We start from the raw sequence: 20747 nt of genomic DNA, 5'->3' as shown, positions 1-20747 counted from the left end.
AATCCGTCGGCCGCGCGGCCCGCCGGAGCCGGTACTGGAACAGGTTCTACCAAACACCTCCCCTGGCGGGGGTTACCCAGGTCACACCGCCGGACGGCGGCTTCTGCCACTATGTCCCCGTGACAGACCTGACCGAGAAGGAGAGACCGGCCGTCGACACCGCCGGCTCGTTCGCCGAGCTGCTGCGGATCGAGCGGCTGGACGAGAACACGTTCCGGGGCCGCTGCCACGCCGGGGCCCCGATGCGCGCCTTCGGCGGCCAGGTGGCCGCGCAGGCGCTGACGGCCGCCGGGCACACCGTCGACGACGGCCGTGACGTGCACTCCCTGCACAGCTACTTCCTGCTCCCCGGCGACCCGGCCCGCCCGATCCGCTACGAGGTCGACCGGGTCCGCCAGGGCATGTCCTACGCCACCCGCCGGGTGACCGCCGTCCAGGGCGGCGAGGCGATCTTCACGCTCTCCGCCTCCTTCAAGCGGCCCGAGCCCGCCGCCGACCGCCACCGGGAGATGCCGCCGCTGCCCGGCCCCGAGGAGCTGCCGGACGCGCTGGCCGGATGGGACGCGGCGGCCCGCGCCGAGCTGACCCGCACGGGCGGCTTCGGCTCGCTGGACCTGCGGTTCGTCCCGGCGGACGCGCCCGGGGTGCCGCCGGCCGTCCCGGGCATGCCGCAGCAGTTCGTCTGGCTGCGCACCGCCTCCCCGCTGCCCGCCGGGGACCGGCTGCTGCACGTCTGCGCGCTCACCTACCTCTCGGACCTCACGCTGGCCTCGACGGCCGGGCTGCACGTCCAGCCGAACTTCTTCCAGCGCACCGAGCCGCCCCGGCTGATCATGGCCTCGCTGGACCACGCGATGTGGTTCCACCGCCCGTTCCGGGCCGACGAGTGGCTGCTGTTCGCCCAGCGCAGCCCCTCCTCCTCGGACGGCCGGGGGCTGTCGCTCGGCGAGTTCTACGACCGCGACGGCCGGCTGGTCGCGTCCGCCGTCCAGGAGGCCCTGATCCGCGACCGGGCGCCCCGGCCGCACTGACCGGCTCCGGCCCCGTACGCGTTCGCCCGGGGGCGCCGGCCGGTGGACGCCCGGCGAACGCGGGGCGACCGGTCGGCGTCATACTCCTGAGCGGTCCCGAGCCGTATCATGGTGCGGGTGACCAAGGTTGACCTGTCACCACGACCGGTGGAGGCGATGTCTCCACGTCAGCTCGAACGCCGCGAGTCCCTGATCGCGGCCGCGCTCGCCCTGGTGAACGAGATCGGTGTCGAGCGGCTGCAGATGAAGCAGGTCTGCGAGCGGTCCGGAGTCGCCCTCGGGACGGCGTACCGCTACTTCTCCTCCAAGGACCACCTGTTGGCCGCGGCCATCGCCGAGTGGCACCGGCTGCTGCTGGCCGACCTGGTGGCGGAGCTACGCGGACCGCGGGCCGGGCTGGGGGCCACCGACCGGGTGGTGCGCTTCGTGCGCGGAGGCATGCGCGCCTACCAGCGCCAGCCCGAACTGGCCCGGCTCCGGGTGGCCGTCGCCGCCTCCACCGACCCGTTCGCCAGCGAGGCGCTGCAAGGCATGGCCCGGGCCGACAGCACCGCGCTCCAGGCGGTGATGGCCGAGGTGCCGGCCGCCGCCAGCGATCTGGTGCGGCACATCGTCGGCCACGCCTGGCAGGGCGAGCTGACCGCGTGGGTGACCGGGCGCACCACGCTCGGCGACGCCCGGCGGCGGCTGGAGGACGTGGTGCGGCTGGTGCTGACCCCGTACGAGACGCCGTACCCGGCTCCGTACGAGGTCCGGCCCACCGTCTGAGGAACGTCAGGCCGCCGTCACCGGGTGGACCACGACCGCGTCGAACAGGTAGCCCTCGCGGTTGAACACGGCCGTCTCGGGCTGGGTGTTGCCGCGGCGGTCGGTCGCGCGGGCCCGCAGCTCGTACGGACCGGGCCGGTCCGGCCGCCAGTCGATGCTCCAGCGCGTCCAGTTGTCGGCGCGCGGCTCGTCCCGGAGGTCGGCGCGGTGCCACCGCAGGCCGCCGTCGGTGCTCACCTCGACCCGGCGGACGGGGGCCGCGCCCGACCAGGAGCGCCCGTGCAGGCGGTGCTCGCGGCCCGCCTCCAGCACGGCGCCCCGGGCGAGTTCGAAGGCGCTCTTCACCACCTGGGTGGTGACCGGCGCGCTGCCCCCGGCCGGGTAGTCGGGGCCGAACAGCCGGTAGAAGTCGGTGTTCCACGGCGAGTAGAGCGGCTGGTCGGCGACCTCGATCGAGCCGACCCACTTGATCGAGGCGATCCCGATCCAGCCCGGCACCACCAGCCGGACGGGCGCGCCGTGGTCGGGCGTCAGCGGTTCGCCGTTCATCTCGTAGGCGAGCAGGACGTCGTCCAGCGCCTTCGCGACCGGCAGCGGGCGGCGCACCCGGCCGAGGTCGACGCCGCCGCTCACGTACTCCGGGTCGAGGCCGCTGGGCAGCACGTCCACCGCGTCGCGGGTCAGTCCGGCCCGGCGCAGCACCTCGGCCAGCCGAACGCCGCGCCACTGGGCGGAGCCGACCCCGCCGAGCGTCCAGGGGGTGCCGGGCACGGTCTGGTTCTGCTGGGTGGCGTAGAAGCTGCGGCCGTTGCCCGCGCACTCGATCAGGGCGCTGATCCTGGTGGCGGGCAGCGCGCGCAGGTCCGCCAGGCCGAACTCGACCGGCCGCTCGGCGCTCGGGCCGCCGCGCAGGCCGCTGCCGAAGAGCCGCAGGCGCCAACCGTCGGCGTCGATCACCGGGGTACTGGTGTGGTTGCGGACGAAGAACCGCTCCACCGGGACGTGCCGGCCGATCCCGCCCTGCGCGTCGCGCAGCGCGTCCCAGCGCATCTCGGCGTTGGTCCCGCGCGGGACGAACCACTCGGCGGGCAGCGGCTTGACGATCCCCGGCACGGGGGACGCCGCGCCCGCCACGGGCACCGCCGGCTCCGGGTTCGCGGCGGGTACGGGGGACGCCGGGCTCTGCGCGTACGCGCGGCCCGGGGTGAGCAGCCCGCCGGCGGCGGGTGCGGCGAGCACGCCGGCTGCGGCGAGCATCCGCAGCAGGGTCCGGCGCTCGACGCCGTCGGCGCGCGCCTCGCCGGCCAGCCACTGGTGGCGGCGCAGACGGTCGTACGCCGCCTCGGTGGGGATCGGGCTCGCGAGGGTGGTCCGGGTGGTGTTCTCGGTGGGCACGGGCACACTTCCGTTCGGTCTCGGTGGACGGTCGGGCGGGCTGCGCGGCCGCGCGGGCGGGGACGGGGGCGCCGATGGCGCGGGCCCGCTCCGGCCCGGCGGGCGGCGGGCGGGCGGGCGGGATCAGCGACAGCGCGTGGCGCGTCCGACGCGGTGGGCGGCGGAGCGCCGGACCGGGGCGGCTGTCCGCCCGGTCGGTCTCGCTGTGCGCAGTCCCCCGGTCACGCCCCGGATCATAAGGTCGCGCCCCGCGCCGCGTCAGCCGATCCCGCGCATCCTCGGCGGCCGGGCCCGAACCCGCACACCGGCCCCGGCCACCCCCGGCCACCCCGGCCCCGGCCTCGGGACCCGGGCTTGACCTTCACACCGGTGTGAACTCCTACCGTGCCAGGCACCGAGACGTCCACGGCCGAACAGGAGCCCCGCCATGACGGCGAAGACCACCACCCCGCCCCCGCTGGCCAGGATCGTCCGCGGCACCGGGCCCGGCCTGCTGCTCGCCCACGGCGCCGGCGGCAGCGCGCGGGACAACTGGGGACCGCTGCTGGACGACCTCGCGGCCCACCGCACCGTCGTCGCCCCCGACTTCCCCGGCTCCGGCGACACCCCGTACGAGCCGACCGCGCCCTCGCTCGACGAGCTGGCGGACCGTCTGGTCGCGACCGCCGTCGAGGAGGGGCTGGAGAGCTTCGACCTGGCCGGCTACTCGCTCGGCGCCGCCGTCGCCGTCCGCGCCGCCACCCGGCACCCGGCCCGGGTCCGCTCGCTGCTGCTGCTCGCGGGTGTGGCCGGCGGCGACCACCGGCTCCGCCTCACCGCCGAGCTGGTCGTCGGCCTGGCCGACCACCCGGAGCTGCTGGCGCGCTTCACGCTCTCGGCCGTCTTCGGCGAGACCTGGGTCAACGCGCTCGGCGCCGAGCAGCTCGCGGGGCTGCGCGGCGGCCTGCTCGCCCCCGTCCCGGCGGCCTTCCGGCAGCAGTTCGGCCTGACCGGCCGGGTGGACGTGCGGGGCGAACTGGCCGGGATCGCCGTGCCGACCCTGGTGATCAGCACCACCGAGGACATGCTGGTCCCGCCCGGCCAGCACCGCGCGCTGGCCGAGGGGATCCCGGGCGCCCGACTGGTCGAACTCGACTGCGGCCACCTCCCGATGGTCGAGCGGCTGCCCGAACTGCGCGAGCTGCTGCTGGACTTCGCGGCCGGGCAGCGGCAGTAGCGGGCGGCAGGAGCCGCAGGCCCGGTGGACGCCCCGGAACAGCCCGGGCCGGGCGGGCGTTCATCCGATCATGCGCATCGGAGAACTCGCCCGCCTGACCGGGGTGTCCACCCGCCTGCTGCGGTACTACGAGGAGCAGGGGCTGCTCGCACCGGAGCGGTCGGCGGCCGGCTACCGCGAGTACGGCGAGGACGCCCTGGTCCGGGTGCGGCAGATCCGCAGCCTGCTGGCGGCGGGCCTGCCCACCCGGGTGATCGCCGAGATCCTGCCGTGCGCGAGCGGCCCGGTGCCGGCCCTGGAGGCCTGCCCCGACCTGCTCGCCACCCTGCGCGGCGAGCTCGCCGAACTCGACTCCCGCATCGACGACCTGACCCGCAGCCGGCAGGCCCTGGCCGGATACCTGGACACGACCCGCCCGGTCACCCGCACGTACGCCGCCGCCTGACGGCCCGTCCGCTCGGCCCTCCTCGGCGTGCCCTCCCCCCGCTCCACGCGAGGACTGGACATAGTACGACATGTATCCATTTTCCGATCGTGTCGCCGACCGTCCAGTACGCCAGGAGAGGGCCCCCCATGAGCAGTCAGCCACCAGGCCCTGACGAACCCGCCGCGACCCTCCCCGTCGACCGGACGGTGTTCGGCGTCAGTGCCGTCCTGGTGCTGGGGGTGGTCGCCTGGGGCATCTTCGCCAAGGACTCGCTCGGCCGGACGTCCGACACCGCGCTCGACTGGGTCCTGCACAACTTCGGCTGGCTGTTCGTGGTCGCCGCCGACACCTTCCTCGTGCTCACCGTCCTGCTGGCGTTCAGCCGCTTCGGCCGGATCCGGCTCGGCCGCGACGACGACGAGCCGGAGTTCTCCACCCTCGCCTGGGTCGCGATGATGTTCAGCGCCGGCATGGGCATCGGCCTCATGTTCTACGGCGTCGGCGAGCCGCTCCAGCTGTACGCCGCCCCGCAGCCCGGCTCCGGCCTGGAGCCGCAGAGCCCGGCCGCCGCCCAGCAGGCGCTGGAGTTCTCGCTCTTCCACTGGACCCTGCACCCCTGGGCGATCTACGCGGTCAGCGGCCTGGCGCTCGCCTACACCACCTTCCGCAAGGGCCGGGGCAACCGGATCTCCGCCGCCTTCGTACCGCTGATCGGGCAGCGCGGCGCGGACGGCTGGCCCGGCCGGGCGATCGACCTGCTCGCGGTGTTCGCCACCGTCTTCGGCTCGGCGACCAGCCTCGGCCTGGGCGCCCTCCAGGTGGCGGACGGCCTCGGCTTCATCTCCTCCGTCGAGAACACCGAGCGCACCCAGCTGGTCATCATCGGCTCGCTGACCGCCGCCTTCGTCCTCTCCGCCTTCTCCGGCGTGCACAAGGGCGTCAAGTGGCTCTCCACCTCGAACGTCGTACTGGCCTCGCTGATCATGCTCTTCGTCTTCGTGTTCGGCCCGTCCGTCTTCGTCCTGGACGCCATCCCGTCCACGGTCGGCGGCTACCTCTCCGACCTGCTCGTCATGTCGAGCCAGACCGGCGCCTTCACCGACGAGGGCTGGCTCGGCTCCTGGACGATCTTCTACTGGGCCTGGTGGCTCTCCTGGGCGCCGTTCGTCGGCACCTTCATCGCCCGGATCTCGCGCGGCCGGACCGTCCGGCAGTTCCTGACCGGCGTGCTGCTGGTGCCCAGCGGGGCGACGGTGGTCTGGTTCTGCGTGATGGGCGGGACGGCGATCCGGCTGAACTCCACCGGCGAGGCCGACCTGGTGGCCACCATCCCGCAGGGGGCCGAGGCGTCGCTGTTCGAGATGCTGCGCGCGCTCCCGCTCGGCTCGGTGACCAGTGTGATCGCGGTGCTGCTGGTGATGACCTTCTTCATCACCAGCGCCGACTCCGCCTCCCTCGTCCTCGGCTCGCTCTCCAGCCGCGGATCGCTGCACCCGCGCACCTGGCTGGTGGTGGTCTGGGGCGTGCTGATGGGCGGCGTGGCCGCCGCGCTGCTGCTCGCCGGCGGGCTCACCGCACTGCAGAACGCCACCATCCTGGTCGCGCTGCCGTTCGTCGTGGTGATGCTGCTGCTCTGCCTCGCCCTGGTGAAGGAACTGCGCGAGGACCCGGCGGCCGGGCCTTCGCGGTTCCACGCCGCGCACGGCCTGCGGGACGCCGTGCGGGTCGCCGTCGGCGAGGCGATGGCCGACGCCCGGCAGGGCCCACGGCCGCCGTCCCGGTGAGCCGGCCCCGTCGAAGCCGCTCGCGCAAGGGTCCCGCCCCACCCCCGACCCGGGGTGGGGCCCCGCGGCCACGGGCCCTGTCGGCACGAACCGACGCCCAGCCCCCATCCGGACTTCACCCGCGCGTAGCGCTCGTTAACGCCGCACTGGAACGCTCTCTGACATGAACGCCAACCCTCCGGCGACCCTCCAGGACCCGCGCTTCCCGCTCCCCCAGCGCCACCGCCGCTTCCTGGCCTGCGCCGCCGTCCTCGCCTCCATCGCCCTCGGCACCCTGGGCGTGGGAGCCACCGTCGAAACCGTCCAGCACGGCCCCCTCACGGCGGCCACGGCCAGACGATGATGTGATCGGCGCCACATCGACCCGTGGTATGGTCGCCGGTATGGCCACGACCAAGAAGTACACCGTGACTCTGCCCGAGAAGCTCGCGGAACAGATCCGCGCAAAGGTCGGGCCGGGCGAGTTCAGCCGCTACGTCACGCAGGCCATAGAGCACCAGGCCGAGCGGGACCGACTGAACGAACTGGTGGACTGGTGGGAGTCCGAGTACGGCCCGGTTCCCGACGAAGCACTGCGCGAGGCCGAGACCGAGCGGCGTGAGCACGAGGCCTGGTTCGCCGCCCGGGAGGCGCGCTCGCTGGAGCAGGAACGGCGGGCCAGTTGAACGCCGACCTCGTCTATGTCCTCGACTCCGAAGGCCTGTCCCAAGGCGCACTGGGTGCCACCCCCATGGGCGCGCGGCTCAAGGACGCGGCACGGAGCGGCATCCGAGTCGTCACCAGCGCGATGACCATGATCGAAGCGGAGCACGAGCGTATCAACAAGGCCGCTTGGAGCTGGACCCTCTCTCGCATTGTTGTCGAGCCGGTCACCCAGGAGGTCGCCGAGGAAGCACTCGTCCTTCTTCGGGACGCCGGGCTGCACGGCCACAAGTACGCGATCGACGCGGCGCTGGTGGCCGTCGCGCTTCGACAGCGGGGCAGGGTCGTCGTCTACACCTCGGACGTCGACGACATCGAACGCATCTCCGGCGGACGCCTCAGAGTCGCCCGACTCTGACCCTCAGGCCCGCTGCTCCGCCCGGGGGCCGGCCGGCCCGGGGACGGCCGCCGGGGCCTCCCGGCGGGAGTGCCGGCCCGTTCCGGGAGCCGGGAGCAGATCGGGCGCGGGCGCGTAGCGGGCGGCGGGGGCGCGGAGCAGCCAGCCCGGCGGGCGGGTGCCGCGGGGAGTGGGGGCGATCAGGCCCATCCGGTGCAGCAGGTCGAGGGCCTCGCGGCGCAGCGCGGTGCGGTCGGCGAGGTAGTCGCGCCGCCAGCCGGCCGGGAGGCCGTACTCGTCCGCGATGTCCCCGAGGACGCCGTCTATCAGCGCGTCGGGGATCGGGACGTCCGCGCCGGTGGCCTCGCCGGGCAGCGGACGGACCTCCTCGACCAGGCGCTCGACCAGCAGCAGGGCGGCCTGGGCGAGGGTGCCCGTCCCGGGCAGGGCGAGGTCGGTGAGCTCGTCGGCGGGGTCGAGCAGGGCAACCCCCTCGGCCCGCAGTTCGACCTCCAGGCCGAGGAACTCGGCGAGCGCGGCCGGGCCGGTCCGGCGGTGGAGGTCGAGCCAGTCGCGCTGTTCCTCGGGCAGGTCGGCGGCGAGCACGGCCGGGGTCTCGGCGAGGCGGCGGCGGACGGCGGTGCCGGGCTCGGCCTCGGCGGCGCGGCGGATCAGGTCGGCTGCGTCGTCGGCCAGGCCGGGCGGCCCGGCGGGAACGGCGCGGGCGAGCTCCCGGTCGACCGTCAGGACGACGCTCTCCTCGGGCAGGTCGGCGGGTATCTCGCCGAGCACCTGCCAGTCGGCCAGCGCGGCGAGGGCCATGGCGAGGTCGGCGGGCGCGGCGGCCGGACCGGGGGTGGCGTCCCGCATCGCCGCCAGCAGGCGACCGAGCGGGAGGTGCTCCGGGGCGTCCACCAGCAGCGCCAGCGCGAGGGCGAGCTGGGTGTACCCGCCGGGGGTGAACGGGGCGCCGGTGCCGGGGTGTTCGAGGCGGCGGGCGGCGCGGGGGCCCAGCCCGGCCTTGCAGAGGCGGGCGTGCCAGGGGCCGACCACCAGGCGGTAGCCCAGCAGGGTGTCGAACTGGCCGGTCAGCCAGTCACGGTGACGCCGGATCAGCGGGAACCCGTCGGCGTGCGGCCCGGAGGCCGTGACCAGCGGGTGGGCGAGCAGCAGACGGGCGGCGATCCGGCGCTCGGCGGCGGTGGAACGGTCCTGCGGGCCGGCGACCGAGCGGGCCGGCTCGGGCCTGCGGTGCTTTCCGGGCAGGCCCGGCTTGGCACCTGAGAGGACGACGGGCAGCGCCCCCTCACCCTGCCGGGCCCGGCGCTGGCGGCGTGCCGGCCGCGGCTCGCGCACGCGCAGCGCGGCGGGGGCGTGTGCGGTGGGGCCGTGCCACCAGCTGACCGCGGCGTCACCCGCCGGGGCCTCCGGGCCGGCCGGCGTTTCGGCGGGAACGCCGAAGTGGCGGGCCGGGTAGAGGCCGAAGGAGGCGACGCAGAGGTCGTCGGCGGTGGCCGGATCGGCCTCGGCGAACCAGTGGGCGAGCCGGAGCAGCCCCGGGTCGGGCGAGAGTGCGGCGGCGGCCGCGGCGGACCCGGACTCCTGCGGAGCGTCAGGACCGGCTTCGCGTACGGCGACGACGGCGACGGTGGTGCCCTGCCCCGCCCCGCCCGTGCGCCCGTCCGACGTGCCGCCGGCCACCCGCGTGGTGCCGGCCGCGTACTCCTGCTGCTCCATGTCGTGGACCAGACTAGACGGTGGGCGCGGCCGCCGGTGGCAGCAACCGGACCTCACCGCGAATTGGCCGGCGCTCCCTCGGCCGGGCGGGCCCCGGCACCGGTCGACGACCGCCCCCGGTCGGCACCCCCGGGGCTACGCGCGGGTAACATTCCCTTTCCCCGGACGGCCCCGGTCGCCTAGGGTGCGGACGAACGCCCCTCACCCCCGGAGGACACCGCCGCATGAGCATCCGCACCACCACCCGCGCCGTTCTCGGCGGGCGCCTGCGCACCGCCACCGGGCTGCTCACCGGCTTCGCCGCCACCTCGGCGGCCCACCTGGGCGCGATCCTCACCGACACGCCCGTCCTGCGGCACGCCACCAAGCCGGCCCTGATGCCGCTGCTGGCCGCGCACAGCGTCACGGCCGCCACCGCGGCCGCACAGGAGGCGCCGAAGCTGCTGGCGCCCGCACTGCTGCTCAGCGGTGGCGGGGACGTCCTGCTCCAGCTCGGCGACGACACCGCGTTCCTGGCCGGCATGGGCTCCTTCGCGGCGGCGCACGTCTGCTACGTGACGATGTTCGTCCGGCAGGGGGCGCTGACGGACCGGCGGCGGGCGCTGGTGGTAGCGGCCGCGTACGCGACGGCCTGGGCGGTGATGGTGGGGCGGCTCTGGCCGGACCTCGGGGACCTCCGGGCCCCGGTCGCCGGGTACAGCCTGCTGCTCGCCTCGACCGCCGTCACCTCGGCCGGGCTGGGCTGGCGGACCGGCCTGGGCGGGGCGCTCTTCCTGCTCTCCGACACCCTGATCGCCACCAAGCTGGCGAAGTGGCGCGAGCTGCCGGGGCATCAGTTCTGGATCATGGCGACGTACATCATGGCCCAGTACCTGCTGGCCAACGGCCTCCTGCGCGCCGCGCAGAATCCCCAGGAGGACCGCGCGGCCCTGGCGCCCGGGAAGCCCGGGGGATTCCCGGGCTTCGCCGCGACGGTCTGACACACGCCGGTACCGCCGGACCCGGGGGTCCGGCGGTACCGGTGGTCGGACGCGGTGCGGCGCCCCGGGACGCGGGGCCTTCAGGCGGAGCCGGCGCCACCGCGCCGCCGCAGCAGCCAGAAGCCGCCGATGCCGCCGACGACCAGCGCCGCGCCGCCCGCCAGCTCGGCGGGGTTGGCCGCGACCGAGCCGCCCAGGCCGGTCTGCACCGCGCCGTGCGGGGCGACCTGCTGGCTGCCCGCGCCGGACTGGCCGAGCGAGCCGGCCCACTCCCCGGCCGCCTTGCCCCACTCGCCGAGGCTCTGGCCGGGCGAGGAGGAGGCTCCGGAGGAGGAGGCCGCGACGGTCGTCACCGTGACGCTGGTCGCGAAGGCGCCGCCGTCGGGACAGGTGCCGTCGACCTTGCTGTCGCCGCCGGCCTTGCTCGCCAGCCGGGCGGAGCCGGTGTGCCGACCGTCCGAGCCCAGGGTGAGGGTGGCCGGGCCGCCCTCGAAGGCCTGGGAACTCGCGGTGATGGTCTTGGCGTCGGGCTTGTCGGACTTCTCACAGGAGACCGTGACCGTCACGGTCTGGCCCGGTGCGGCCTGGGACGGGCTGACCGTGGCGGCGCCGTCCTTGGCCAGCGCGAGGGGGGCCGTCAGGCCGGTCAGCACCGTCGCGCCGATCAGGGCGGCGGCGGCCGTACGCGTGGGGCGCATACCGGAACCTCCGGGATTCTCGGGCGCGGCCGGGGACTCCGAAGTCCACGTGATCGAACAACCACACCCAGTCATTCACCGACGGTAGGCACACACCCGGCGCCCGGCCACCGCTCTGGCCCGTTCGGGCGAGACCCCGCTACGGGGCGTGACGCCGGGCCCGGCCCGGCTCCGGCGGGCTCAGAGGTCCAGGTCGACGACGACCGGGGCGTGGTCCGACGTCCCCTTGCCCTTGCGGGCCTCGCGGTCCACATAGCTGTCCGTGACGGCGTCGGCGAAGGGCTTGTTGGCGTAGGTGAGGTCGATCCGCATGCCCCGGTTCTTCGGGAAGGCCAGCTGGCGGTAGTCCCAGTAGGTGTAGGGGCGGTCGTACTTGAGCGGGCGGGGCACGACGTCCTGGAGGCCCGCCTCGCCGAGGGCGGCGAGGGCGGCGCGCTCGGCGGGGGTGACGTGCGTCAGGCCTTCGAAGGCGGCCACGTCGAAGACGTCCTCGTCGGTCGGGGCGATGTTGAAGTCCCCGAGGACGGCGAAGGGGCGCTCCCCCGCGGCGTCCTCCAGCGAGGCGAGGCGCAGGGCCTCCAGCCACTCCAGCTTGTAGCGGTAGTGGGCGTGGTCCACCTCGCGGCCGTTGGGCACGTAGACCGACCAGACCCGGACCGGACCGCAGGTGGCGGCGACGGCGCGCGGCTCGACGTCGGGCAGCAGGGCGTCGTCGGCGAGGTAGCCGGGCTGGCCGGGGAGGTCGCGCACCACGTCCTCCAGGCCGATCCGGGAGACGACGGCCACGCCGTTCCACCGGCCGGTGCCGTGTGCGGCGGTCTCGTACCCGAGCTCGCGGACCGGCTCGTGGGGGAAGGCGTCGGTGGAGCACTTGAGCTCCTGGAGGCAGAGGACGTCCGGCTTGGCGCTCTCCAGCCATTCCAGCAGCTTGGGCAGCCGCGCGGTGACGGAGTTGATGTTCCAGGTGGCGATGCGGACGGTCACGGCGGGCGGCCTTCCCGGTGGTACGGACGAGGGTGGGCGCCCGGCAGGACGCCCACCCCGAATCTACCGCCCGGCACCGACAGGCCCGGGGGCCCGCCGCGAACGGTGCCCTCGCGACGGGGCCGGCGCTAGGGGGCCGGGCGCACCACCGCCGCGGAACCGCCGCCGCGGCGCACCGGCTCGGCGGCCGCCACCCAGCGGCCGTCCGGCAGGCGCTCGACGCCGGTCGCGGCGCCGATCTCGGGCGTACCGGCGAACACGTGGCCGAGCGCCTCCAACCGGGCCCGTTCGGGCAGCGCCAGGAAGGCCGGCTCGGCCTGGGTGGCAGCGGTGTTGCGCTGGCTGGCGCGCGGCGCGGCGATCGCCTGCTCCAGGCTCAGGCCCCGGTCCAGACGGCCGAGCAGCACCTGCAAGGTGGTGGTGATGATGGTCGCGCCACCGGGCGAGCCGGCCGCCAGCACGGGCTCGCCGTCGCGCAGCACGATGGTCGGCGAGAGCGAGGAGCGCGGGCGCTTGCCCGGGCCGGGCAGGTTGGGGTCGGGCACCCCGGGGGTCAGCGGGGTGAAGTTGAAGTCGGTCAGCTCGTTGTTGAGCAGGAAGCCCCGGCCGGGGACGGTGATGCCGCTGCCACCGGTCTGCTCCAGGGTCAGGGTGTACGAGACGACGTTGCCCCAGCGGTCGGCCACCGTCAGGTGACTGGTGCTCAGGCCCTCGTACGGCTCGGGCTGGGCCACGCCGGTGCTCGCGCAGTCGGCCGGGTGGCGCGGGTCGCCGGGGGCGAGCGGGCTGGTGAGCGCCCGGTCGGGGCTGATCAGGCAGGCCCGGGAGGCGACGTACCGCGGGGAGAGCAGCTCCTTCGTCGGCACGTCGTTGAAGGCCGGGTCGCCGACCCAGCGGTTGCGGTCGGCGAAGGAGATCCGGGAGGCTTCCAGGAAGTGGTGGTAGTACTGCGTGCCGTCGTACCGGGCGACGTCGCCGTCCTCCAGGATGCCCAGCGCCTCGCCGACGGTGGTGCCGCCGGAGCTGGAGGGGGCGATCGAGTAGAGGTCGTAGTCGCGGTAGGCGACGTGGGTGGGCTGCTGGCGCCGGACCTGGTAGGCCGCCAGGTCGGCGGCGTCCACCTTGCCGGGGCGGGCGTTGCGCCCGGACGCCTGGTCCACCGGCGGGTGCTGGATGGTCCGGACGATGTCGGCGCCGAGGTCGCCCCGGTAGAGCGTCCCGGTGCCCTCGGCGCCCAACTGACGGTAGGTGGCGGCGAGCTCGGGGTTGCGGAACGTGGAGCCGACGGCGGGGAGCTTGCCGCCGGGCAGGAAGAGCTTCGCCGTGGCGGGGAAGTCCTTGAAGCGGTCCTGGTTGAGCGCGGTCTGGTCCTGGAAGGTCTGGTCGACGGTGAAGCCCTGCTCGGCGATCCGTCGGGCCGGCTTCAGCGCGTCGGCGAAGGAGCGCTTGCCCCACTGCCGCACGGCCGTCTCCCAGGTCGCCGGGGTGCCGGGCACACCGATCGACAGCCCGCTGGTGACGGCGTCCGCGAAGGGCAGCGGCTTGCCGCCCTCCAGGAACAGCTTGTCGTCGGCCGTCCGGGAGGCCGTCTCGCGGCCGTCGATGGTGTGCACCCGGCCGCTGTCGTGGTCGTAGTAGACGAAGTACCCGCCGCCGCCGATGCCGGCCGAGTACGGCTCGGTGACACCGAGCGCCGCCGCGACGGCGACGGCCGCGTCCACCGCGTTCCCGCCCTTGCGCAGCACCTCGATACCGGCCGCCGTGGCGTCGGCGTCCACGCTGGCCACCGCACCGCCCCAGCCCACCGCCTCGGGCACCTTGGGCGGCGGGGCGGCCGCGCCGGCCGGCCCGGCCGCGGAACAGACCAGAGCGGTGGCAAGCAGGAGCGGCGGGGCGATTCGGGCCAGAGCTCTCATCCGGAGGCCTCCTGAGTCGACGTCAACTCCGTTGTTTCACAGGAGGCATGGCCCGGACAACAGGGCACCGCGACTACCAACCGGTAGTTGACGTACCGCCGGGGTGCCGATCGGACCGGATGATCACATTTCGAATGCGAACAGGTGAAGCGATGAACAAGTGATCATATGGACGGTAGCTTGTGCGGGCCTGCCATGGATTCCTCACACAAAGGACGCGCCAGCCCCGTGTACCCGGCCCCACCACCACCGTTCCCCACCGTCGCCCGCCCGGTCCGACGCCCCTGGTGGCAGCACCGCGGCGTCCACGTCGCGAGCTTCCTCGTCTTCCCGTTCGCGGCCTTCCTCATCGCCTGGACCTGGCCGCGGCCGCTCTGGAGGAAGCTGTTCAGCAGCGCGGTGGCGGCGTTCTGCTGCCTGGTCTGGATCGGCGCGGTGACCGACCCGAAGCCGCCCGCGCAGCCGCCCGTCCCGGCCGTCGCGACCGCCACCCCGAGCCCGCCCCCCACCGCGACGCCGACGCCCACCGAGACACCGGCGGCCGTCGCCACCCCCACCGAGGCGCCGGCACCGGCGGCGACCACCGCGCCGGCGGTGGAGACTCCCGCGCCGGTGACGCCGACGCCCGCGCCGCACCCGGAGCCGCCGGCCCCGGCGGCCCCCACGTCGAAGGCGCCCGTGCCCGCTCCGGCGGCCCCCACCACCCGGCCCGCCGGCGGCGGAAGCACCGGGACGACCGGCGGGTCCGGCACGGGCGGGGCTGCCACGACGACCGGCGGCACCGGTACGGGCGGCACCAGTACGGGCGGTACCGCCACCGGGGGTGACGGCTCGACCGGCGGGAGCTCGACCACGGGCGGCTCCTCGACCGGCGGGAGCTCGACCACGGGCGGCTCCTCGACCGGCGGATCGAGCACCGGCGGGTCGTCCACCAGCGGGTCGTCCACCAGTGGGTCGTCCACCGGCGGGTCGACCACCGGCGGGTCGTCCACCGGCGGGTCGAGCACCGGCGGCAGTGTCGGCACCGTCCACCCGGGCGCCTTCTGCTCCCCGGCCGGCGCCACCGGCGTGACCAGCGCGGGCACCCCGATGGTCTGCGGCCCGGGCACGGACGGCCGCAACCGCTGGAAGTCGGCCGGCTGACCGACCCGGCACAAGCAGACGGAGTGGGAGGTCGGCCGGTCCGACGTCCCACTCCGTTGTTCCACCCCGGCGCCGTCTTGGCCCGCTACGGCACCGCGCGCTCCACCCGGCGGCGCTTGATGGTGCGGAAGCGGCGGGCGACCTGACGGGCGAGGTCGGCGGCGCCGACCAGGCCCGCCTCGTTGCCGAGGGCCGCGTGCACGATGGTCGCCTCGGGGCGGAAGCCGCGGCCGGTGAGGGTGCGGCGGAAGGCCGCGCGGGCCGGGGCGAGGAGGAGGTCGCCGGCCTCGGAGACTCCGCCGCCGATCACGAAGCGGCCCGGGTCGAGGGCGGCCGCGAGGTTGGCGATGCCGACCCCGAGCCAGGTGCCGACCTCGTAGAGCAGCTCGGTGGCGGTCGGATCGCCCGCCCGGGCGGCCTCGGTGACCAGCGGACCGGTGATGCCCTCGACGACGCCGCCGGCCCGCGCCAGCAGCGGCTGGACGACCGGCGACTCCTCGGCGACCAGCTCGCGCGCGTCGCGCACCAGCGCGTTGCCGGAGGAGTACTGCTCCCAGCAGCCCCGGTTGCCGCACGGACAGCGGTGGCCGCCGGGCACCACCTGCATGTGTCCGAACTCCCCCGCCAGCCCGTACTTGCCCCGGTCGACGTAGCCGTCGCGGACGACCGCGCCGCCGATGCCGGTGCCGAGGGTGAGCATCACCATGAGGTCCTCACCGCGCCCGGCCCCGAACCGCCACTCGGCCCAGGCGGCCGCGTTGGCGTCGTTCTCGACGATCACCGGGAACCGCAGCCGCTCGCTCAGCGCCTGCTGGAGCGGCTCGTTGCGCCAGTTCAGGTGCGGCGCGAAGAGCACCCGCGAGCGCTCGGCGTCGACCCAGCCGGCCGCGCCGATGCCCACCGCGTGGACGTCGTGCCGGTCGGCGAGTTCGAGCACCAGCTCCACGATGACGTCCTCGACGACCCGGGGGCTCTTGCTCTTGTCGGGGGTGTCGGTGCGCAGCTTCTCCAGCACCTTGCCCTCGCCGTCCACCACGCCGGCGACCACCTTGGTGCCGCCGATGTCGACGCCGATGGTGGGCAGCCGCAGGATGCTGGCGGGCAGGGCCCGGCGGCGGCGCTCGGCCCGCGGGCCGAGACCGAGCAGGCTGGGCAGGACCGGTGGCCGGGTGGCGGCGTTGGGGCTGGTCACGGCTGCGGACGCTCCTCACGGGAGTCACGGGGATCGCTGGAGTCATCGGGATCGCGGGGATCACGGGGTCCGCCGGCCTCGTGCGGTGCACGGGTCCCGGTGCCGGGGCGGGCCAGCTCGTGCGAGAGCTCGGCGAGGTCGGAGCCGCCGGCCATCTCGGTGGTGAGCTGTTCGAGACCGATCTCCGCCCGCGGGTGGCTGCCGGCCATCCGGCCCCGCTTGAGCAGGGTGAAGTGGTCGCCGACCAGGTACGCGTGATGCGGGTTGTGGGTGATCAGCACCACCCCGAGACCGGCGTCGCGGGCGGCGGTGACGTACTTGAGCACCACCCCGGACTGCTTGACGCCGAGCGCGGCCGTCGGCTCGTCCAGGATCAGCGCCTCGGCGCCGAAGTGGACGGCCCGGGCGATCGCCACGCACTGCCGCTGGCCGCCGGAGAGGGTGCCGATCGGGCGGTCGACGTCGTGCAGGTCGATGCCCATCCGGGCGAGCGCCTCCCGGGTGGTGGCGCGCATCCCCTCGGCGTCCAGGCGCAGCCCGCCCCAGCGGCGCAGGCCCCGCTCGGAGCCGAGGAAGAAGTTCCGCCAGACCGGCATCAGCGGGACGACCGCGAGGTCCTGGTAGACGGTGGCGATGCCGCGGTCCAGGGCCTGGCGCGGCGAGTCGAAGCGGACCTCCTCGCCACCGACGGTGAAGCGGCCCTCGTCGTGCTGGTGCAGCCCGGCGATGATCTTGATCAGGGTGGACTTGCCGGCGCCGTTGTCGCCGAGCACGCAGCTGATCTCGCCGGCCCGCAGGGTGAGCGAGACGTCCTGCAGCGCGCGGACGGTGCCGTACGTCTTGCCGACGCCTTCGAGGGAGAGCAGTTCGGTCATCGTGGTCCCCGTTCGGCGCGGCGCTTCACCCAGGTGTTCAGCAGGGCGGCGAGCAGCAGCATCGCGCCCAGGAAGAACTTGAACCAGTCGGGGTTCCACTGGGCGTAGATGATGCCCTTGCTCGCCATGCCGAAGATCAGCGCGCCGAGCGCGGAGCCGACCACCGAGCCGTAGCCGCCGGTGATCAGGCAGCCGCCGATGACGGCCGCCACGATGTAGATCAGCTCGTTGCCGACGCCCTCGCCGGACTGCACGGTGTCGAAGGAGAAGAGCAGGTGCTGGCCGAGCACCCAGGCCCCGAAGCCGACGCCGAGGTAGAGCACGGTCTTGGTCCGGGCGACGGGTACGCCGACCGCCCGGGCGGCGGCCGCGTCGCCGCCGACCGCGAAGATCCAGTTGCCGAAGCGGGTCCGCAGCAGCACCCAGCTGCCGACCAGCAGCAGGCCGAGCCACCACCAGACGGTGGCCTTGATCGTCAGCCCGCCGACGGTGACCTCGGAGGCGAACAGCCAGCGGCAGGCGCCGAACCCCTCCATGTCGGCGATCGGCTTGGTGGAGACGGTGCCGGAGACCAGCTTGGTGACCCCGAGGTTGGCGCCGGTGAGCATCAGGAAGGTGCCCAGGGTGACGATGAAGCTGGGCAGCTTCGTCCGGCTGAGCATCCAGCCGTTGAAGCCGCCGACCGACAGCGTGACCAGCAGCGAGACCAGCACGCCGACCCAGGTCACGGCGGTGAGCTGGTAGGAGACCATCGACGAGGTCAGCGCGGCGGTGGTGACGAGCACGCCGGCCGACAGGTCGAACTCGCCGCCGATCATCAGCAGCGAGACCGGGACGGCCATGATCCCGATGGTGGAGGCCGCGTACAGCACGGTGCCCAGCGAGGAGACCCGCAGGAACGGTTCGGCGGTGGCGGCGAAGACCAGGAAGACCGCGACGGCGGCGATCAGCGCGCCCAGCTCCGGGCGGGCGAGCAGCCGTCGCAGGGCCGCCGGACGGTCCTGGACGAGGAGGTCGGTGGTGCTCAACGCGTCCCCCTCGCGACGTACTCGGCGAGGGCGTCGGCGTTGTCGCGGGTGAGGATCTGCGGGCCGGTCAGGACGGGCTTGCCGCCGCCGAGCATGTCCAGGTTGGAGCGGTAGAGCCAGAGCAGGTCGACGCCCTCGTAACCCTGCAGGTAGGGCTGCTGGTCGACGGCGAAGCCGACGGTGCCGGACTTGAGGCCGGCCACCACCTGCGTGCCCAGGTCGAAGGTGTCGAGCTCGACGGTGCGGCGGGCGTCCTGGATGGCCTGCAGCCCGGTGGCGGCCATCGGGCCGGAGAGGGTGAGCACGGTGTCGATGCCCGGGTCGGCCTGCAGCTTGGCGGAGACCGCGGCCCGCGCGTCGGGCATGTTGACGCCGTCCACGTAGAGCACCTGGAAGGCGCCGCCGGCCTTGGACTGGGCGCCGGAGCAGCGCTGCTCCTGGCCGACGTTGCCCTGCTCGTGGATCACGCAGAGGACGTTCTTGCGCCCCCGCGCGGCGAGCTCGGCGCCGGCCGCCTGGCCGGCGGTGGACTCGTCCTGGCCGATGTGGGTCAGCGCGCCGAACCTGGCGGAGTACTCCTGGCCGGAGTTGACGGTGATCACCGGGATGCCGGCCGCCTTGGCCTTGCCGAGCACGTCGGCGAGCGCGTCGCCCTTGGCCAGGGTGACCAGCAGCCCGTCGACCTTCTGGTCGATGGCGGCCTGGACCAGCTGGACCTGGTTCTGGGTCTGGGCGTCGTTGGAGTACAGGAAGGTGATGTTGTCCTTGGCCGCGGCCTGCTCGGCGCCCTTGCGCACGGTGTCCCAGAAGGCGTCCCCGGCCCCGGCGTGGGTCACCATGGCGATCTTCCATCGCGGGGTGGTGACGGCACTGCCGCCGGCGGCCGCGGCCTGGCTGCGGGCGTGCTCGGCGCGGAGGCCTCCGGTACTGCTGCAGCCGGCCACGGCGGCCAGCACGGCGAGGGCGGCACAGGCGGACCGGAACCGGCGGGAAGGGCGAAAGCGGGTAGTGCTCATCCCCATAGTCTCGCTTCCCGCCGTGCGGGGCATTGCACCGCCTCGCCCGCCGCCCGGGTCCGTCCGGGCGGTATCGTGCCCTCCCGGGGCAATCCTGGGAGTCCGCTGGGCGCACCGTCCGGGCGCGGGCCGTCAGGGTGGCAGACTGGGGCGGGCCCGGAAAGGGATCAGCGCGTAAACGTGATGTTCCTCTCAGGTTCCATACAGATTCGGACGGCAACCGATCCCGCGTTCCCGGCCGTCTGATGCCATTGGAGCGCGTTCCGGGCGAGTGGGGCCCCGGACGGCTTTGAACCCGGATACGAGAACTTGATGCAACTGACAGGCACGCCATTCCTCATCTGCACGATCATTCTCGTGCCGATCTCCATCGCGGTGGCCTTGCTGCTCTGGAGCAAGGTGCGCGGACCGAGGCCGGTGCGGATCCTGTCCAGGCTTGCCATGATCGTCTTCTGCCAGATCACCGCCGTGACGACGGTCTTCGTCATGGTCAACAACGCCAACCTGATCTACGGCAACTGGGACGACCTGCTCGGCACCGGCAACCACGTCCGGGCCGTGCCGCCCGTCCCGACCGAGGCGGGCGGCGGGGCCGCCGGCGGGGAGCGGCCCGGCGGCGGGGACTCCGCCAAGCAGCCGCCCAAGGCCCAGCAGCAGTTCCGCAACGTGGACGACCCGAAGGTGCCGAACGACGTCCAGAAGACCGACCTCAAGGGCCAGCTGTCCGGCGTGGACGGCGAGGTGCTGGTCTGGCTGCCGCCGCAGTACCACGACCCGGCGTTCAAGGACCGCAAGTTCCCGGTCGTCGAGCTGATCCCGGGCTTCCCCGGCTCGTCCTCCACCTGGTACGGCACGCTCAAGGTCTCCGAGCAGCTGAAGCCGCTGATGCAGGAGGGCAAGGTCGCGCCGTTCATCCTGGTCTCGCCGCGCACCCTGCTGCTGGGCAACAGCACCGACGCCGGCTGCACCGACGTGCCCGGCAAGGTCAACGCCGACACCTGGCTGACCCGCGACGTGCCCCAGATGGTGCTGGACAACTTCCGCGCCGACCCGTCGGCCGACCGCTGGGCGGTCGCCGGCTACTCGGCCGGCGCCCACTGCGCCACCAAGCTGTCCCTGGCCCACCCCAACCGCTACCGGGCCGGCATCAGCCTCTCCGGCTACAACGACCCGGCGACCGAGAAGGACTCGCTGGTCGGCAAGGACGCCAAGCTGCGCGAGGCCAACAACCCGGTCACCATCGTGAAGGCCGCCGCCCAGCCGCCGAAGGTCGCGCTGTACATCAGCGGCAACAAGGGCGACGGCTACGAGGACGGCCAGGCGATCGCCGCCGCCGCGAAGGCCCCGACCACCGTCCAGGTCCAGGAGACCACCGGGCCGCACTCCAGCGACGTCTGGAAGAACATGGTGCCGGGCGTCTTCCAGTGGCTCACCTCGATCATCCCCGCCCAGCCGTAGCCGGGCCGCACCGCACCGCAGGGCCCGCCACGACGCCACCGGCGTCCGTGGCGGGCCCTG

Annotated in this window: 20 protein-coding genes; 10 read left to right on the top strand and 10 right to left on the bottom strand. The window is 74.3% G+C overall.

Translation table 11 applies throughout. From position 1 onward, the window contains the following. Positions 1 to 119 precede the first annotated feature (119 nt). Positions 120 to 1031: an acyl-CoA thioesterase gene (locus ACFVYI_RS20855; RefSeq protein WP_387887617.1), complete on the top strand. Its 912-nt coding sequence runs from the start codon at positions 120 to 122 to the stop codon at positions 1029 to 1031. Between the two features lie 117 nt (positions 1032 to 1148). Further along, positions 1149 to 1799, top strand: coding sequence for a TetR/AcrR family transcriptional regulator (locus tag ACFVYI_RS20850; RefSeq protein ID WP_360630705.1), 651 nt, complete (start codon positions 1149 to 1151; stop codon positions 1797 to 1799). Between the two features lie 6 nt (positions 1800 to 1805). Here ACFVYI_RS20850 and ACFVYI_RS20845 read toward each other — a convergent pair whose 3' ends face one another. Then, complete coding sequence (locus tag ACFVYI_RS20845; protein ID WP_387887614.1) at positions 1806 to 3194, bottom strand: sulfite oxidase; 1389 nt, start codon at positions 3192 to 3194, stop codon at positions 1806 to 1808. 427 nt (positions 3195 to 3621) lie between these two features. Between ACFVYI_RS20845 and ACFVYI_RS20840 the strand changes: the two genes are divergently transcribed. The 6 genes from ACFVYI_RS20840 (at position 3622) to ACFVYI_RS20815 (ending at position 7681) form a co-directional block, all read left to right on the top strand. Next, a complete protein-coding gene (locus ACFVYI_RS20840; RefSeq protein WP_387887611.1) occupies positions 3622 to 4410 on the top strand; it encodes an alpha/beta fold hydrolase in 789 nt (262 codons plus the stop codon). A gap of 70 nt (positions 4411 to 4480) precedes the next feature. After that, positions 4481 to 4855 carry a MerR family transcriptional regulator gene (locus ACFVYI_RS20835; protein ID WP_387887609.1) on the top strand — a complete coding sequence of 125 codons (375 nt, stop codon included), beginning with the start codon at positions 4481 to 4483 and terminating at the stop codon, positions 4853 to 4855. A 128-nt stretch (positions 4856 to 4983) separates the two neighbouring features. Further along, positions 4984 to 6621: a BCCT family transporter gene (locus ACFVYI_RS20830; protein WP_387887607.1), complete on the top strand. Its 1638-nt coding sequence runs from the start codon at positions 4984 to 4986 to the stop codon at positions 6619 to 6621. Between the two features lie 163 nt (positions 6622 to 6784). Further along, complete coding sequence (locus ACFVYI_RS20825) at positions 6785 to 6964, top strand: hypothetical protein (RefSeq protein WP_387887605.1); 180 nt, start codon at positions 6785 to 6787, stop codon at positions 6962 to 6964. A 40-nt stretch (positions 6965 to 7004) separates the two neighbouring features. Next, a complete protein-coding gene (locus ACFVYI_RS20820; protein WP_387887603.1) occupies positions 7005 to 7286 on the top strand; it encodes a hypothetical protein in 282 nt (93 codons plus the stop codon). Beyond that, entirely contained in the window at positions 7283 to 7681 is a 399-nt protein-coding gene (locus ACFVYI_RS20815) for a type II toxin-antitoxin system VapC family toxin (protein WP_387887602.1), read from the top strand. Before ACFVYI_RS20820 ends, ACFVYI_RS20815 begins: the two co-directional genes overlap by 4 nt. 3 nt (positions 7682 to 7684) lie before the next feature. Here the strand turns inward: ACFVYI_RS20815 and ACFVYI_RS20810 are convergent, their stop codons facing one another. After that, a complete protein-coding gene (locus tag ACFVYI_RS20810) occupies positions 7685 to 9397 on the bottom strand; it encodes a DUF2398 family protein (RefSeq protein ID WP_387887599.1) in 1713 nt (570 codons plus the stop codon). Between the two features lie 224 nt (positions 9398 to 9621). Here ACFVYI_RS20810 and ACFVYI_RS20805 point away from each other — a divergent pair, with 224 nt between their 5' ends. Continuing rightward, positions 9622 to 10377, top strand: coding sequence for a lysoplasmalogenase (locus ACFVYI_RS20805; RefSeq protein WP_387887596.1), 756 nt, complete (start codon positions 9622 to 9624; stop codon positions 10375 to 10377). 80 nt (positions 10378 to 10457) lie between these two features. Here ACFVYI_RS20805 and ACFVYI_RS20800 read toward each other — a convergent pair whose 3' ends face one another. The 8 genes from ACFVYI_RS20800 to ACFVYI_RS20765 all read right to left on the bottom strand — a co-directional run bounded on the left by ACFVYI_RS20800 (position 10458) and on the right by ACFVYI_RS20765 (position 19229). After that, positions 10458 to 11075 (bottom strand): hypothetical protein, encoded by a 618-nt coding sequence (locus ACFVYI_RS20800; RefSeq protein ID WP_387887595.1) that lies wholly within the window; start codon positions 11073 to 11075, stop codon positions 10458 to 10460. 180 nt (positions 11076 to 11255) lie between these two features. Beyond that, on the bottom strand, positions 11256 to 12059 hold the full coding sequence (locus ACFVYI_RS20795; RefSeq protein WP_387887592.1) for an exodeoxyribonuclease III: 804 nt from the start codon (positions 12057 to 12059) through the stop codon (positions 11256 to 11258). Between the two features lie 128 nt (positions 12060 to 12187). Next, entirely contained in the window at positions 12188 to 13975 is a 1788-nt protein-coding gene (gene ggt / locus ACFVYI_RS20790) for a gamma-glutamyltransferase (protein ID WP_387887589.1), read from the bottom strand. Between the two features lie 164 nt (positions 13976 to 14139). Further along, positions 14140 to 15084 (bottom strand): hypothetical protein, encoded by a 945-nt coding sequence (locus ACFVYI_RS20785; RefSeq protein WP_387887586.1) that lies wholly within the window; start codon positions 15082 to 15084, stop codon positions 14140 to 14142. Between the two features lie 119 nt (positions 15085 to 15203). Next, the gene (locus ACFVYI_RS20780; protein WP_387887584.1) at positions 15204 to 16310 is read right to left on the bottom strand and encodes an ROK family glucokinase; all 1107 of its coding nucleotides are present in this window, start codon (positions 16308 to 16310) and stop codon (positions 15204 to 15206) included. Next, positions 16307 to 17185, bottom strand: coding sequence for an ATP-binding cassette domain-containing protein (locus tag ACFVYI_RS20775; RefSeq protein WP_387887582.1), 879 nt, complete (start codon positions 17183 to 17185; stop codon positions 16307 to 16309). The genes ACFVYI_RS20780 and ACFVYI_RS20775 overlap by 4 nt, the downstream gene beginning before the upstream one ends. Further along, the gene (locus ACFVYI_RS20770; protein ID WP_387887580.1) at positions 17182 to 18213 is read right to left on the bottom strand and encodes an ABC transporter permease; all 1032 of its coding nucleotides are present in this window, start codon (positions 18211 to 18213) and stop codon (positions 17182 to 17184) included. The genes ACFVYI_RS20775 and ACFVYI_RS20770 overlap by 4 nt, the downstream gene beginning before the upstream one ends. Then, a complete protein-coding gene (locus ACFVYI_RS20765) occupies positions 18210 to 19229 on the bottom strand; it encodes a sugar ABC transporter substrate-binding protein (RefSeq protein ID WP_387887578.1) in 1020 nt (339 codons plus the stop codon). Before ACFVYI_RS20765 ends, ACFVYI_RS20770 begins: the two co-directional genes overlap by 4 nt. 357 nt (positions 19230 to 19586) lie before the next feature. Here ACFVYI_RS20765 and ACFVYI_RS20760 point away from each other — a divergent pair, with 357 nt between their 5' ends. Then, entirely contained in the window at positions 19587 to 20687 is a 1101-nt protein-coding gene (locus tag ACFVYI_RS20760) for an alpha/beta hydrolase (protein ID WP_387887577.1), read from the top strand. Positions 20688 to 20747 lie beyond the last annotated feature (60 nt).

Source organism: Kitasatospora sp. NPDC058218, assembly GCF_042882445.1.
Lineage (GTDB): Bacteria > Actinomycetota > Actinomycetes > Streptomycetales > Streptomycetaceae > Kitasatospora.
Note: the sequence above shows the minus strand (reverse complement) of the source record. Positions and strands in the feature narration are given on the sequence as shown.